Source organism: Pseudomonas sp. AC169 (assembly GCF_979258515.1).
This window is the reverse complement of the sequence record NZ_OZ409866.1, coordinates 2871256-2885714: the sequence shown is the minus strand read 5'-3', so window position 1 is coordinate 2885714 and position 14459 is coordinate 2871256. Positions and strand designations below refer to the sequence as shown.

At 59.2% G+C, this 14459-nt stretch carries 12 protein-coding genes; 8 read left to right on the top strand and 4 right to left on the bottom strand.

The window, feature by feature from the left end:
• Position 1: 1 nt before the first annotated feature.
• A complete protein-coding gene (locus ACZZ0G_RS13065; protein ID WP_463556404.1) occupies positions 2-2227 on the bottom strand; it encodes a TonB-dependent receptor in 2226 nt (741 codons plus the stop codon).
• 206 nt (positions 2228-2433) lie between these two features.
• On the opposite strand from ACZZ0G_RS13065, the gene ACZZ0G_RS13060 reads away from it, so the two are divergent.
• Complete coding sequence (locus ACZZ0G_RS13060; RefSeq protein ID WP_463556403.1) at positions 2434-3471, top strand: LacI family DNA-binding transcriptional regulator; 1038 nt, start codon at positions 2434-2436, stop codon at positions 3469-3471.
• Positions 3472-3476: 5 nt separating this feature from the next.
• On the opposite strand, the gene ACZZ0G_RS13055 is transcribed toward ACZZ0G_RS13060, so the two are convergent.
• Positions 3477-3878 (bottom strand): type II toxin-antitoxin system HicB family antitoxin, encoded by a 402-nt coding sequence (locus tag ACZZ0G_RS13055; RefSeq protein ID WP_250606436.1) that lies wholly within the window; start codon positions 3876-3878, stop codon positions 3477-3479.
• 347 nt (positions 3879-4225) lie between these two features.
• On the opposite strand from ACZZ0G_RS13055, the gene ACZZ0G_RS13050 reads away from it, so the two are divergent.
• Positions 4226-4486: a hypothetical protein gene (locus tag ACZZ0G_RS13050; protein WP_463556402.1), complete on the top strand. Its 261-nt coding sequence runs from the start codon at positions 4226-4228 to the stop codon at positions 4484-4486.
• Between the two features lie 25 nt (positions 4487-4511).
• Here ACZZ0G_RS13050 and betT read toward each other — a convergent pair whose 3' ends face one another.
• Entirely contained in the window at positions 4512-6473 is a 1962-nt protein-coding gene (betT, locus tag ACZZ0G_RS13045; RefSeq protein ID WP_463558853.1) for a choline transporter BetT, read from the bottom strand.
• 583 nt (positions 6474-7056) lie between these two features.
• Complete coding sequence (epsC, locus tag ACZZ0G_RS13040) at positions 7057-7983, bottom strand: serine O-acetyltransferase EpsC (protein WP_463556401.1); 927 nt, start codon at positions 7981-7983, stop codon at positions 7057-7059.
• A 190-nt stretch (positions 7984-8173) separates the two neighbouring features.
• Here epsC and ACZZ0G_RS13035 point away from each other — a divergent pair, with 190 nt between their 5' ends.
• From ACZZ0G_RS13035 to ACZZ0G_RS13010, 6 genes are all read left to right on the top strand, one after another.
• A complete protein-coding gene (locus ACZZ0G_RS13035) occupies positions 8174-9166 on the top strand; it encodes a D-cysteine desulfhydrase (protein WP_463556400.1) in 993 nt (330 codons plus the stop codon).
• Between the two features lie 310 nt (positions 9167-9476).
• Positions 9477-10277, top strand: coding sequence for a cystine ABC transporter substrate-binding protein (gene tcyJ / locus ACZZ0G_RS13030; RefSeq protein ID WP_463556399.1), 801 nt, complete (start codon positions 9477-9479; stop codon positions 10275-10277).
• Complete coding sequence (gene tcyL, locus ACZZ0G_RS13025; protein WP_007918741.1) at positions 10277-10942, top strand: cystine ABC transporter permease; 666 nt, start codon at positions 10277-10279, stop codon at positions 10940-10942. Before tcyJ ends, tcyL begins: the two co-directional genes overlap by 1 nt.
• 4 nt (positions 10943-10946) lie before the next feature.
• Complete coding sequence (tcyN, locus tag ACZZ0G_RS13020) at positions 10947-11696, top strand: L-cystine ABC transporter ATP-binding protein TcyN (protein ID WP_134176193.1); 750 nt, start codon at positions 10947-10949, stop codon at positions 11694-11696.
• A 472-nt stretch (positions 11697-12168) separates the two neighbouring features.
• Positions 12169-12933: a hypothetical protein gene (locus ACZZ0G_RS13015; RefSeq protein ID WP_463556398.1), complete on the top strand. Its 765-nt coding sequence runs from the start codon at positions 12169-12171 to the stop codon at positions 12931-12933.
• Between the two features lie 266 nt (positions 12934-13199).
• On the top strand, positions 13200-14441 hold the full coding sequence (locus ACZZ0G_RS13010; RefSeq protein ID WP_463556397.1) for an SfnB family sulfur acquisition oxidoreductase: 1242 nt from the start codon (positions 13200-13202) through the stop codon (positions 14439-14441).
• Positions 14442-14459 lie beyond the last annotated feature (18 nt).

Genomic DNA, 14459 nt, shown 5'->3' with positions numbered 1-14459 from the left:
CTCAGAAATCCTTGCGCAGTTGCACGCCGAAATAGCGCTCGTCATCCCGTGGCACGGCGCGATAAATGTAATTGCCGCCGCTGGCGAGCAATGGCGAATAGGACTTATCGGTGAGGTTCTTGCCCAGCAGCGCGACGCGCCAGCCATTGCTGTAATCGGCCAGCGCAACACTGGCGTTCCACAGACCGTAGGCGCCTTGTTTGGTGTCGGCGTTCTGGCTGATGTCGTACTGCACTTCGCTCTGCCAGCTGTAGTCGGTGCCGAGCTCGATATCCAGACCGTTATCCAGCGGGATGCTGTAGTCGGCGCGCACGTAGCTTTTCCAGTCCGGGCTGAACGGCAGCGGTTTGCCGTTGACGTTGCACGACGCCGCCGCGCCCGCCGGGCAGGCGAATTCGTCGATGCGTGCACGGGTGTAAGCGAGTGCGCCGGACAGTTTCAATTGCTGGGTCGCCTGCAAGGCGTAATCGAGTTCGACACCTTCGGTGCTGACACTGCCGGCGTTGATCAAACGCGTCACTACTTGCCCGGCGACGGTGTCAAAGAAGTTCGCCTGATAGTTGTCGTAATCGCTGTGGAACACCGCGAGGTTGGTGGTCAGGCGATTGTTCCAGGAAGTGGCTTTGATCCCGGCTTCCCAGGTGTTCGAGGTCTCCGGCTTGAGCGCTTCGGTGTCACGCGGTTGCATGTTGAAGAACACGTTGTAGGCCGGGCCTTTGTAGCCGCGCGAGTAGGTCAGGTAAGTGGTGACCGTATCGCTCAAGTCGTACTGCACACCAAGGCGCCCGGACCAGCCGTCTTCGTCCACCGACCCGGAACTGCTGGTCGCCGGTTGAATGCCACTGACCGTGGTCGCTGAAGTGGAGACGCGGCGGTGATCGTATTCCAGATCATCATGGGTGTAGCGCAGGCCGGCGATGCCGCGAAAGTCGGACGTGAAGTTCAGCGTGCTCTCACCGAACACCGCGTAACTGTCGCTGGTGGTGCTGTAATCGGCGACACCACGGTCGGTGCGCGTGGTGGTGGTCAGCGTGCGCTGATAGGTCTCGTCGTCCTTGCCGTGCATGTAGAACAGGCCGCCGACGTACTCGAGGAATTCGCCTTTCGGTGAGGCCAGACGCAGCTCCTGCGAGTATTGATCGAAGGCCAGATCGCCTTTGTCCGCGGTGCCGGGAAACGCTGCGGTCACTGTGCCGAGACGGTCGCCGTCCTGATACTGGGTGTTGTCCCAGCCGCGCCATGCGGTAATCGACGTCAGGGTGTAATCGCCCAGTTGCCAGTCGAGTTGGCCGGACAGGCCTTTGTTGGTGTCTTCAACGTGTGAGCGGGTGTCGGTGTTGATGTCGCGGTTGTGGCTGCTTGCATTGACCGGACTCAGCGCGTTGGCGAAGGCCGGCGTCAGCGACTTGCTGACCACGCCGTTGGGACCGTCGTCGTGGGACTGCATGTAATCGGCGATCAGGGTGAAAGTGACGTCGTCATTCGGGGTGAATTCGAGTTTTCCGCGCACGCCGCGATGGTTGTAACCGTTGACCTCCTGACCGTTGTGTTGGTTGTCGACGTTACCGTCGTAGCTGCCGAACAGCGTGCTGATCGAGCCTTTCAACGTGTCCGGAATCAGGCTGCCGCCGATGCCGAATCGAGTGCGGCTTTCGTTGCCGCTGTAGTACGACTGATCGATGTAGCCGTGAGTCTCGGCGGTCGGTGCCTTGCTGGTGATGTTGAGCACGCCGGCCGAGGCGTTCTTGCCGAACAGCGTGCCTTGCGGGCCGCGCAGCACTTCGACGCGCTCCAGATCCAGCAGGTCGAGCGTGGACTGTCCCGGCCGCGCATACACCACGCCATCGATCACCGTCGCCACGGTCGGCTCGACGCCCGGCGAGGTGGAAATGGTGCCGACCCCACGAACGAACAACGAGGTGTCCTTGTTCGAAGCGCCAGTGCGGAAGTTCAGCGACGGCACTTGCTGGACGATGCTCGCCACGCCGTTGCGGTTGTCGCGCTCAAGCTGTTCACCGTCGATCACCGAGACCGCAACCGGGACTTTTTGCAGCGACTCTTCGCGACGGGTCGCGGTGACAGTCACGGATTTGAGTGTCGGCTCCTGTTCACTGCTCTCGGCAGCGAATGCGTTGGGCAACGGCAGCGCCGCCAACCCGGTGAATAGCCAGCCGGCGGCGCGAATCGACTGCGCCAGTGTGTGTGTCGCCCCAGGAATATTGTGCATGCTCTGCCCGCTCGAAATTGGCCCTTAACCGCTGCCGTTCTACGACGACAACGCCTGAATCGGTGTCTTGGGCATTCGCTCGAGCGAGTAGCAGACAGCGCGCTTTGTTAGCGCTAACATCGCCAATATTGGCCATCTGCACATAGACCGTCCAATACTGAAAAATTAGTTTTATATGCGATTTGGTTTTTAACAAGGATCGAACCATGAGCGAAGAAAAGCCCCGAAAACGCCGTGGCGCCGGACGCGTGACCCTGAATGCCGTCGCGCGCGAGGCCGGAGTTTCAGCGATCACCGTGTCGCGCTACTTCAACCAGCCGGAGCAGGTTTCGCCCGAGCGTCGGGAGCGGATTGCGGCGGTGGTAGCTGAGTTGGGCTATGTACCGAATCTGGTGGCCGGCGGTCTGGCCTCGGCGCGGGGAAAAATCGTCGGAATGGTCATCCCGAACATCTCCGGGCCGATCTTCGCCAATACCATTCAGGGTTTCAGCGACACCCTCAGTCGTCATGGTTATCAACTGTTGCTGGCATCGAGTTACTTCAGCACCGAGCAGGAAGAAAACGCCGTACGCGCATTTCTCGGCTGGTCGCCGGCGGCGCTGGTGCTGACCAGTCACTTTCACAGTGCCGGCACGGAAAAGATGATCGCCGAGGCCGATGTGCCGGTGATCGAGACGTGGGATTACCAACCGGATCGTGAGCCGATGCAGATCGGTTTTTCGCATTTCGACGTAGGTGTGACGGCGGCAAAACATCTGCTGAAAAAAGGCTATCGAAGAATTGCCTTCGTGCAGAACAGTGCACCGGGAGATTTCAGCGCACTGGAACGCCGCGACGGTTACGCGGCGACCTTGCGAAATGCCGGCCTGGAGTCGTGGGTCTACGCCCCTGACGCTGATCGCGCACCGTTCGAGGCCGGCAAACAGGCGATGGACGCCCTGATGAGCGCCTCACCACGCCCCGACGCGATCATCTTCGCCAACGACAACCTCGCCGCCGGCGGCCTGCTCGCCGGGCAACGGGCCGGTTTGAAAATCCCCGAAGACTGCGCCGTTCTTGGCTTTGGCGATTACCCATTCGCCGAGATGCTCCTGCCCAGCCTGAGCACCATCCAACCACCGGCGCTGGAGATTGGCGTACTGGCCGCAACCCGCGTACTGGAAAGCCTTGGGGTATTACCTGGCGACGAGGTGCAACGCTTGAATCTGTTGCAATGCCAGGTGATCGAACGCGAAAGTACCTGACTTCGCTATACCGACAGTTCGCGCAAGGCGGCCGCCGCGAGGAAACCGGAGCGGGATCGATAGCGCTGGTCACGTCGGACTGTCTGGTCAATACGCTCAAGTAGTTGCTCAGGCAATGTGGCGTTAAAACGCACTGACTTGCCGAAATACGGGGTGATATCAAAATCGACCACACCCCAGATCCCTCCCGCGTAATCCGGGTTATCGAGATGAGCATCAATGTCCCGCACTTGAGGCAACGGCGCGCCGTCGGCGACCAAACCTTCATAATGAAGCGCCAAAGCTTCCTGAGTATTCTCAAACGCCTCGGCGACCGTAGTGCCCGCAGAGAAGCAGCCCGGTACATCCGGGATGATCACGCCGTAGTCTGAGTCGGCATCCTTGTGCAGAACGACCGGGAATTTCATAGGAAAACCCATTCTTCAAGCCATTTAATGCCGGCAACTATAGGCGTAACTCTCGGCGAGTAATTCAAACGACACATCCTGAATTGATCGTTATTTGAGAGCTAACCCTGCTCTGCGAATCGACATCGCGCACTAGCCACAAACTATCAATGGTCAGATAAAAGAACAGTAGGCTGGATTGGCTATGCTCTAAAGTACACCGAGGTGGCCCCTTCGCGAGCAGGCTCGCTCCCACAGGGATTTCCTGTGTACGTAAAATTTATGTCCAGCCGAGATCCATTGTGGGAGCGAGCCTGCTCGCGAAAGCGATCCTTCAGGCAATGCACCTTCACCAAGCAGAACCCGCCATGCACACCGCCATCATCATTTTCTTCGGCCTGGTCCTCCTCACGCTGATGCTCTACATCGGCGAGCGCATCGGCTTCAGCCGTCAGACCATGGCCTACGGCTTCGCCGCCCTGTGGCTGGCGTTGACGGTGATTAATGGCGCGGTGGGCGTGGTGCATGCGGGCCAGCCGCTGGGTTCGGAAATAGCGATTGGTAGTGCGGTATTCGGGGTGCCAATGGCGGCGATGGTGTTGTTCATGGTGCTGAGCGCCGAGTCGTAAAAACGTCCCGGCGCTCAGCTGCCGATCAACGCACCAGATGCAGGAACTGCATGTGGCGTTCGTACTGGTCAAGGATGTCGTTGATGATCTGCTCTTTGGTGTAGCCGACCAGATCGTAGTCCTGACTGCCCTCGCTCAAATGCACTTCGGCGCGGTAGTAGCGACGATTGTTGAGCTGCTTGGAACCCATGCCGCCACGCGCGAACGACGGCGTGAAGTAGCCGCGCATCTGCACCTGATAGATGAACGGATGCGCATCTCCGTGGCCGATTTCGAGGCTGACGCTGTCATTCGCCGGATCCGGCTGGGTGACCACGTTCAGGCCTTTTTCAACGAACACCGCCGTCACTTCTTCAATCGCCGGGCGCACCGTGGTGTCCATGAAGCGGTACACCTCGTCACGCGACGGGAAGTGCACAGCCTGACTCAGACGCTGTCGCCAGCCGCCCGTGCCACGCCGCGAACCGGAGACTGGTGCCAGCGAATGCAGCTGCGCAATCTGCTTCTGCGACTCCAGATAGAACGCCTTGTGCAGGCCCCACATCATCAGCAACAGAATCAGCGAGAACGGCAATGAGGTCAGCACGACGGCTGACTTCAGCGCATCGATACTGCCGGAGAACAGCAACGCACTGGTGATCAGCGCGGTCATCGCGCCCCAGAACACCCGCAGCCACTTCGGCCCGTCTTCGTCCGGGTTGCCGCCCTTGGCCGACAGCGTCGAGAGCACCACGGTGCCGGAGTCGGCAGAGGTGACGAAGAACACGAAGCTGATAAACACCGTCACCGCGATAACGGTTTTGCTCCATGGATAAGTTTCCAGCAGCAGATAAATACTCATCGACGGGTTGTCGAGGGCCGACATGCCCAGCGCGCTCATGCCGTGGTTGAGCACTTGATCGATTGCGCTGTTGCCGAAAATCGACATCCACGCGAGGGTGAATCCGAGCGGAATCAACAGCACGCCGAAGACGAATTCACGGATGGTACGGCCACGGGAAATCCGTGCGATGAACAAGCCCACGAACGGCGACCATGCAATCCACCAGGCCCAGTAAAACACTGTCCAGCCGCCGAGCCAGTCGCTCGGTTTGTCGTAGGCGTAGAGGTCAAAACTCTTCATCGGCAGGGCGCCGAGGTAATCGCCGATATTCTGGATCAAGGTGTTGAGCAGGTGCTGCGTGGGCCCGGCGAACAACACAAACAGCAGCAGCGCACAGGCCAGCAGCATGTTGATGTCGGACATCACCCGCACGCCTTTATCGACGCCGGAGACTGCCACGATGATTGCCGCGCCCATCATCAACGTGATCAGACCGACCTGAATCCACTGGGTGTGCGCGATGCCGAACAGGTAGTCGAGACCCGAGTTGAGGTGCAGCACGCCGAAGCCCATGTCGGCACCGAGACCGAACACCGTGGCGATGATGCCGAAGCCGTCCACCGCGTAACCGATCGGGCCGTTGATGCGTTTGCCGATCAGCGGATACAGCGCCGAACGCAGGGCCAGCGGCAGGTTGTGGCGGTAAGCGAAATAGGCCAGCGCCATGCCGACGAAGGCGAACACGCCCCAGCCATGCAGACCCCAGTGCAGAAAGAGAATCTGCATCGCCTGACGCGCCGCATCCGCACTGCCGGCCTCGCCTTGCGGCGGTTGCAACATGTGGGTCAGCGGCTCAGAGACGCAGAAGAAGAACAGCGTGATGCTGATCCCGGCGGCGAACAGCATGCCGGCCCAGGACAGGTAACTGAATTCGGGTTCGTCGTGGTCGGCACCGAGTTTTATCTTGCCGTAGCCGGATAAGGCGGTGACCACCACGAAGACCAGATACAGGGTCATCGCGAGCATGTAGTACCAGCCGACCGTGTTGGCCGCCCAGTTTTGCGCTTGCAGCAGCCAGGCACCGGCCTGCTCCGGCATGGCGATGACAACGAGACCAAACAGCAGAATGACCGTCGCGGCGAAGTAGAACACCGGCGGATTCATGCGCACCAGACCGCTGGCGGGGGTTGACGATGCACTCATGAAACGTGCACCTCGAGGGGTTGAAACGTGGCTGAAATGATCGGACTCAGCAAAGGCAAGCCTCCTGTTGTGAGCGGGCAGCGAACCACCGGTTTAACTTGAATGAACGTTCAAGTTAAACATGGATGGGGTGGTAAGGACTAATCGTACGGCTAGGCGGTAGTTTTCCTACGCTAGCTCAAGGAGGGGTATGACGTGGGTTTGGGGGGATTCGTTCAATAGCCCCTCACCCTAGCCCTCTCCCGGAGGGAGAGGGGACTGATTGGGGAATATTTGAGAGATACGCCGACGTGATCCTGCTTTACCGAATCCAGAATCGACTCGGTATTTCAGGTCGATGTATGACGCAAGACACTTCGGTCGGCTGCCTCTCCCAAAGTGAGAGGGGCTGATTGGGGAATATTTGAGAGATACGCCGACGTGATGCATCTGTACCGAATCCATAATCGACCCGGTATTTCAGGTCGATGTATGACGCAAGACACTTCGGTCGGCCCCCTCTCCCTCCGGGAGAGGGCTGGGGTGAGGGTCAGCTTTTAAAGCCCTATTTCTGCGTCCCGTCATCATGCTGCAAATTCGCCTGGGTCAAATTGCACCCCGCCGGTACGCTGCGCGTCAGCCACACATTGCCGCCAATGGTCGAACCCTTGCCAATGGTGATCCGCCCGAGAATCGTCGCCCCGGCATAAATCACCACATCATCCTCAACAATCGGGTGACGCGGATGGCCCTTCTGCAACTGCCCGTCCTCATCCGCCGGAAAGCGCTTCGCCCCCAACGTCACCGCCTGATAGATCCGCACGCGCTCGCCGATGATCGCGGTCTCGCCGATCACCACGCCCGTGCCGTGATCGATAAAGAAACTGCGGCCGATCTGTGCGCCCGGATGGATATCGATACCGGTCGCCGAATGGGCGATTTCTGCACTGATCCGCGCCAGCAACGGCAACCCGGCGCGATACAGATGATGCGCCAGACGATGATGAATCACCGCGAGAATTCCCGGATAGCACAGCAGCACTTCATCGACACTGCGTGCAGCCGGATCACCGTGATAAGCGGCCAGCACATCGGTGTCGAGCAGCGTGCGCAGGCCCGGTAATGCGAGGGCAAAATCCTGCACGATCTGGATCGCACGGGCTTCAACTTCAGTGTCGGCCTGCGCACTGTGGCGAGCGACGTAGCGCAGCTCCAGGCGGGTCTGCGCCAACAAGGCATTCAGGGCGACATCGAGGGTGTGACCGACGTAGAAATCTTCACTCTCTTCACGCAGATCCACGGGGCCCAACCGCATCGGGAACAACGCGCCACACAACGCCTCGAGAATCTCCGCCATCGCCGCGCGCGACGGCAACTCACGACCACCCTGCTCGCCGGACGCCCGGCCATTCTGTGCCCGCCACTGATCCCGCGCGCTGCGCAGTTGATTGACGATGGTCTGCAATTGCCAATGGCTGGAACGCTCGCTCACGGTAAAGACTCCTCACGGGCGGCCGGACTGTCTGGCCGCGTCAACGGCGCCTACTTTACGACATGCTCACGAGGGCGAATTAAGAACCGATAGTGCTGGACTCAGTTCATTTGGCTATAAGCGATCCACGGTTGCCCCAGCAAAAGCGCGTGCCTATAGTCCTTCCATCTTCCTCCGCCAGTACGGACTCATGATCAAACAACAACTGGACCGCTTTAACCGTCTCGACCTGCTCGGCCACCCGACGCCGCTGGAAAAACTCGAACGCCTGTCGTCCTGGCTCGGCCGCGAGGTGTACATCAAGCGCGATGACCTGACGCCGCTGGCCATGGGCGGCAACAAGCTGCGCAAGCTCGAATACCTCGCCGCCGATGCCCTGGCACAAGGCGCCGATACGCTGATTACCGCTGGTGCGTTGCAATCGAACCACGTTCGCCAGACCGCCGCCCTCGCCGCCAAACTGGGTCTTGGATGTGTGGCGCTGCTGGAAAATCCGCTGGGCACTGACGACAGCAACTACATCGGCAACGGCAACCGCCTGCTGCTGGATCTGTTCGACACCAAGGTCGAACTGGTCGACAACCTCGACAACGCCGACGAACAATTGGCCGCACTCGCGGTGCGCTTGCGCAGCAACGGCAAGAAGCCGTATCTGGTGCCGATCGGTGGCTCGAATGCCCTTGGCGCGCTGGGTTATGTGCGCGCAGGTCTGGAACTGGCCGAGCAGATAAAGGACACCGGAATCGATTTCGCGGCGGTGGTTTTAGCCTCCGGCAGCGCCGGGACGCACAGCGGTCTGGCCTTGGCACTGAGCGAAGTGTTGCCGCAATTGCCGGTGATTGGCGTGACGGTTTCGCGCAGTGAAGAAGATCAGCGGCCGAAAGTTCAGGGACTTGCCGAACGCACGGCGGAGCTGCTCGGCGTCGAACTGCCGGCGAGTTTCAAGGTCGAGTTGTGGGACGAATATTTCGGCCCGCGCTATGGCGAGCCGAATGCCGGGACCTTGGCCGCAGTAAAACTGCTCGCGAGTCAGGAAGCGGTACTGCTGGATCCGGTTTATACCGGCAAGGCGATGGCGGGGTTGCTCGATGGCATTGGCCGTCAGCGCTTCGATGAGGGCCCGATCATCTTCCTGCACACCGGCGGCGCGCCGGCGTTGTTTGCTTACAAGGATTTCCTGTAACGAGATCGTTCCCACGCTCTGCGTGGAAATGCAGCCGTGGACGCTCCGCGTCCCCTTGAGCGCTGGAACGCGGAGCGTCCCTAGAGGCATTCCCACGCAGAGCGTGGGAACGATCCTCATATTCCAATAAAGAATAACATTTTAAATATTAAGTATTTTCAAGTCTAAAGAAGACATCTTATAGTCTCGCCGCAGGCGAATTTCGCGCAAGACGCATAAGCTGCTTTAAGGCAGGATAGCGCTGTCGTCGAAATCATAAATTCGCCAACTTTCCTTAAGCGTCTTCCATAAGAAAACACAGGGGCTCGTCATGAATTTTTCCGCACTACGTCGCAATCTGCTGGTGGGTTCGCTGGGCCTGGCGCTGAGCGCCGGTCTGATCGGCCAGGCAGTGGCCGGTGAGCAGCTGCAACAGATCAAGGACAAGGGCGTTATCAACGTCGGCCTGGAAGGCACTTATCCACCGTTCAGCTTCGTCGATGCAGACGGCAAACTGTCCGGTTTCGAAGTCGAACTTTCCGAAGCACTGGCACAAAAACTCGGCGTCAAAGCCAAGGTTCAGCCAACCAAGTGGGACGGTATCCTCGCTGCGCTGGAATCCAAGCGTCTGGACGTTGTCGTCAACCAGGTGACCATCTCCGAAGAGCGCAAGAAGAAGTATGACTTCTCCGAGCCGTACACCGTTTCCGGGATTCAGGCGCTGGTGCTGAAAAGCAAAGAAGCGGCGCTGAACATCAAAACCGCCAATGACCTGTCCGGCAAGAAAGTCGGTGTGGGCCTGGGCACCAACTACGAGCAGTGGGTCCGCGCCAACGTGCCGGGCGCTGACGTGCGCACCTACGATGATGATCCGACCAAGTTCGCCGACCTCAACAACGGCCGCACCGACGCCATTCTGATCGACCGTCTGGCCGCACTGGAATACGCCAAGAAAGCGCCGAAAACCGTCGCCGCCGGTGAAGCCTTCTCCCGTCAGGAAGCCGGTGTTGCTCTGCGCAAAGGCGAGCCTGAACTGCTGGCCGCCGTGAACAAGGCCCTCGACGAGCTGCGTGCCGACGGCACCCTGAAGAAGCTGTCCGAGAAGTACTTCAACGCTGACGTCACTCAATAATGGAAGAAGCTTTCCAACTCGCACTGGACTCCGCGCCCTTCCTGCTCAAGGGCGCGTATTACACGGTAGTCCTCAGCCTCGGCGGGATGTTCTTCGGTTTGCTGCTGGGCTTCGGCCTGGCGTTGATGCGCCTGTCGCGTTTCAAATCGGTGAGCTGGCTGGCGCGCATCTACGTGTCGTTCTTTCGCGGCACGCCGTTGCTGGTGCAACTGTTCGTGATCTATTACGGCTTGCCGCAATTGGGTCTCGAACTGGATCCGCTGCCAGCGGCGCTGATCGGCTTCTCGCTGAACATGGCCGCTTACGCCTGTGAAATCCTCCGCGCTGCGATCGGTTCGATCGAGCGTGGCCAGTGGGAAGCCGCTGCGAGCATCGGCATGACCCGTGCGCAAACCCTGCGCCGGGCCATCCTGCCGCAAGCGATGCGCACGGCGTTGCCGCCGCTGGGCAACAGCTTCATTTCGCTGGTCAAGGACACGGCACTGGCCGCCACCATTCAGGTGCCGGAGCTGTTCCGTCAGGCGCAATTGATTACCGCCCGGACTTTTGAAGTCTTCACCATGTATCTTGCCGCCGCGCTGATCTACTGGATTCTGGCCACGGTGCTTTCGCACTTCCAGAACAAGTTGGAAGAGCGGGTCAATCGGCACGACCAGGAGTCCTGACCCCATGATTGTCGTGGAAAAACTGACCAAGCAATTCAAGGGTCAAGTGGTGCTCAATGGCATCGACCTCGAGGTCAAGGAAGGCGAAGTCGTCGCGATCATCGGCCCCAGCGGTTCGGGGAAAACGACATTCCTGCGCTGTCTGAATTTCCTTGAACAACCCACCAGCGGCCGGATCAAGGTCGGCGATATCGAAATCGATACCAGTCGCCCGCTGAACCAGCAACAAGGTCTGGTGCGCAATTTGCGCCAGCACGTGGGCTTCGTGTTCCAGAACTTCAACCTGTTCCCCCATCGCACCGCATTGGAGAACGTCATCGAAGGCCCGATCGTGGTCAAGAAGATGCCGCGCGACGAGGCCGTTGCCCTGGGTAAAAAGCTGTTGGCCAAAGTGGGTCTCGCTGGCAAAGAGGACGCTTATCCGCGTCGGCTCTCCGGTGGTCAGCAACAGCGCGTGGCGATCGCCCGGGCGCTGGCAATGGAGCCGGAAGTGATCCTGTTCGACGAACCGACTTCGGCGCTCGACCCGGAACTGGTTGGCGAAGTGCTGGCAACCATTCGTGGTCTCGCCGAGGAAAAACGCACCATGGTCATCGTTACTCACGAAATGGGTTTTGCTCGCGACGTGGCCAACCGTGTGGTGTTCTTCGACAAGGGCGTAATCGTCGAGCAAGGCGAAGCGAAAGCGTTGTTTGCCAACCCGAAAGAACAACGCACTCAACAGTTTCTCAGCAAGTTCTTGAATCACGCCTGAGAACTTTCATTGCGATACCGGCAACTTCCATGGATGGAAGTTACCTTTGTTAAAATCCCCGCCTCATCAACACCCTATCCAGACAAAACATATCCGAAGCGCTACATATATATGTTCTGCAATAGATAATCCCTGCCTCAATCCCACCCCACCCGACATGACAACGCTAGAATAAACGTGCGCAAAACCCGCCAAAAAGCCCAGAATTCCGTGGCTCATTTCGTCTGAGCACCTAGGCAGATGACCACAACAGCGTAGGAAATTTCTGATTAATTCGTAATTCACGGATTAACTAATATCGTCTATTGACACCCCATCCCGCACACTCTTATCTAGTCGACAACTGGCACCACTTAGTTCAGTCAACCCGTATTCAACTTGAATAAAAGTTCAAAGTTTTATTGCCAGTTTATTCACGCCTTTTGTTCTTTCAGAAACGGACTTCGCTGCAAGGCTTCAAGGAGAGAAATCGATGACCCGTACTTCGCATACCCCCGAACTGGCAGCGCCGATCCTGGCGCCTGCGCAAAAAACCGGCATCAATCTGAGCGCCGCTGCACATTTTCTGGTCGAGGTGGCGCCCTACCCCGATATGGACAGCGGAGACCTCATCGAGCTGTTCTGGAACAAATGCTATGTCGCCTCCAGGGTGCTGACGGCCGATGACATCGGCACGGCAGTCCGCCTGCGGGTGCCGGAGAGTTTCATCGCCAACGGCACCGCGCGCATTCACTACCGGGTGATGCAGGTCGGTCAGGGGCCGGCGCTGTCGGCAGCGACGCACGTACAGGTCAAACTCGACTGCCCCGGTGGGCAACCCTCGACGCTGAGCGCTGATGAAAACCAGCAACTGGCCCCCGTGACCATCCCCGACGCCATTCGCCGCCAAGGCGTGAATCCGAACCAGATCAAACGCGGTGTGCCGCTGACCATCGAGCCGTACCTGAACATGGCCGTGGACGACGCCATCACCTTGCGCTGGGGCGATGTGCGCATGGATCTGGCGCCGGTCACCGCAGCGGATATCGGCTTGCCGATTCAGGTCTGGGTTCCACCGGCGGTCATCGTCGAAGCGGGTGAGGATCTGCGTCTGGACGTGACGTATTGCATCCTTGACCGGGTCGGCAACAACTCACGCTGGGCGCCACCACGGACCCTGAAGATCGGCTGTGTAAATCCTTATCTGAAAGTCCCCCAGAGACAGGAGCTCAAGGTAGCCGAATCACGCAAGGCCTAGGCGCTTTGCTGGTGATGGGGGTTCAGCCCCCTCACCTGACATTCTTGACCAGCCCGACCATGACCCCTTCTATGCATATTCCTAAAAGTTAGTTTATTTAATATTTATACGCGCCTAGGGTATATGAACCGGACCACCGGACATTCTTTCGTTCGCCGCACTTTTGCGGCGTTTTTCATGAGATGTGAGGTAGGTAGTATGGTCCGGAACACAATCACCCCAGTGCAGATCGCCAGGGCATTGCGTGCAGCCAAGGAGCGGCACTGATGTCCAGTCTGGCAGACGCAAACGTCCAGTCGGATCTGGACATCGCCCCACTGTTGTTGCCCGCGCAGGTCTTGCGCAACGACGCCCAAGCCATCAAGGCCGCCCATGAGCTGGCGCAAGTCGCCCGTGTGCAGGCGGCCAAACGCGACCGCCAGCGCAAGTTGCCATGGTCGGAAATCGAACAGTTCACCCGCAGCGGTCTGGGCAGCATCGCCATCCCGCGTGAATACGGTGGACCGCAGGTTTCGTTTGTCACACTGGCCGAAGTTTTCGCGATCATTTCTGCCGCCGATCCGGCGCTGGGACAGATCCCGCAGAACCAGTTCGGCATCATCAACCTGGTGCTCGGCAGCGCCACCGAAGCGCAGAAAAAGCAGCTGTTCCAGAGCGTTCTGGAAGGTTGGCGCATCGGCAATGCCGGTCCTGAGCGCGGCACCAAAAACACTCTGGAACTGAAAGCGCGGATCACTGCCGACGGCGACGATTACCTGATCAACGGCCAGAAGTTCTATTCCACCGGCGCGCTGTTTGCGCACTGGGTCGCGGTGAAGGCGCTTAACGATGACGGCAAGCAAGTGCTGGCCTTTGTCCGTCGTGGTACGCCGGGCCTGCGCATCGTTGATGACTGGTCAGGCTTCGGCCAACGCACCACCGCCAGCGGCACGATTTTGCTCAATAACGTGCGCGTCGAGTCGAGCCTGGTTGTCGACAACTGGAAGATCAACGAAACCCCGAACACCCAAGGCGCCGTGTCGCAGCTGATTCAAGCGGCCATCGACGCCGGCATCGCCCGTGGCGCGATCGACGACGCCATCGAATTCGTCAAAACCCGCGCGCGACCATGGATCGATGCCAAGGTTGATCGCGCCAGCAATGACCTCTACGTGATCGCCGACATCGGCAAACTGAAAATCGAACTTCATGCCGCCGAAGCGCTGTTGCGCAAGGCCGGCAAAGTACTCGACCAAGTCCACGCTGCACCACTCACCGCCGAATCCGCCGCCCGCGCTTCGATTGCCGTGGCCGAAGCGAAAGTGCTGACCACCGAGATTTCCTTGCTCGCCAGCGAGAAGCTTTTCGAACTGGCCGGCAGCCGCGCGACCCTCGCCGAATTCAACCTCGACCGCCACTGGCGCAACGCCCGCGTGCACACGCTGCACGACCCGGTGCGCTGGAAGTATCACGCAGTCGGCGCCTATCGCCTCAACGGCACTCTACCGGCTCGCCATTCCTGGATCTGACGACCAGACATCTGGAGA

What these genes read in the sequence shown, in the direction of transcription:
- ACZZ0G_RS13065 (WP_463556404.1), bottom strand. Translation starts at nt 2,227, where the DNA reads ATGCACAATATTCCTGGGGCGACACACACACTGGCGCAGTCGATTCGC.
- ACZZ0G_RS13035 (WP_463556400.1), top strand. Translation starts at nt 8,174, where the DNA reads ATGATCAAACAACAACTGGACCGCTTTAACCGTCTCGACCTGCTCGGC.
- ACZZ0G_RS13015 (WP_463556398.1), top strand. Translation starts at nt 12,169, where the DNA reads ATGACCCGTACTTCGCATACCCCCGAACTGGCAGCGCCGATCCTGGCG.
- tcyL (WP_007918741.1), top strand. Translation starts at nt 10,277, where the DNA reads ATGGAAGAAGCTTTCCAACTCGCACTGGACTCCGCGCCCTTCCTGCTC.
- ACZZ0G_RS13060 (WP_463556403.1), top strand. Translation starts at nt 2,434, where the DNA reads ATGAGCGAAGAAAAGCCCCGAAAACGCCGTGGCGCCGGACGCGTGACC.
- ACZZ0G_RS13050 (WP_463556402.1), top strand. Translation starts at nt 4,226, where the DNA reads ATGCACACCGCCATCATCATTTTCTTCGGCCTGGTCCTCCTCACGCTG.
- ACZZ0G_RS13055 (WP_250606436.1), bottom strand. Translation starts at nt 3,878, where the DNA reads ATGAAATTCCCGGTCGTTCTGCACAAGGATGCCGACTCAGACTACGGC.
- ACZZ0G_RS13010 (WP_463556397.1), top strand. Translation starts at nt 13,200, where the DNA reads ATGTCCAGTCTGGCAGACGCAAACGTCCAGTCGGATCTGGACATCGCC.
- tcyJ (WP_463556399.1), top strand. Translation starts at nt 9,477, where the DNA reads ATGAATTTTTCCGCACTACGTCGCAATCTGCTGGTGGGTTCGCTGGGC.
- tcyN (WP_134176193.1), top strand. Translation starts at nt 10,947, where the DNA reads ATGATTGTCGTGGAAAAACTGACCAAGCAATTCAAGGGTCAAGTGGTG.
- betT (WP_463558853.1), bottom strand. Translation starts at nt 6,473, where the DNA reads ATGAATCCGCCGGTGTTCTACTTCGCCGCGACGGTCATTCTGCTGTTT.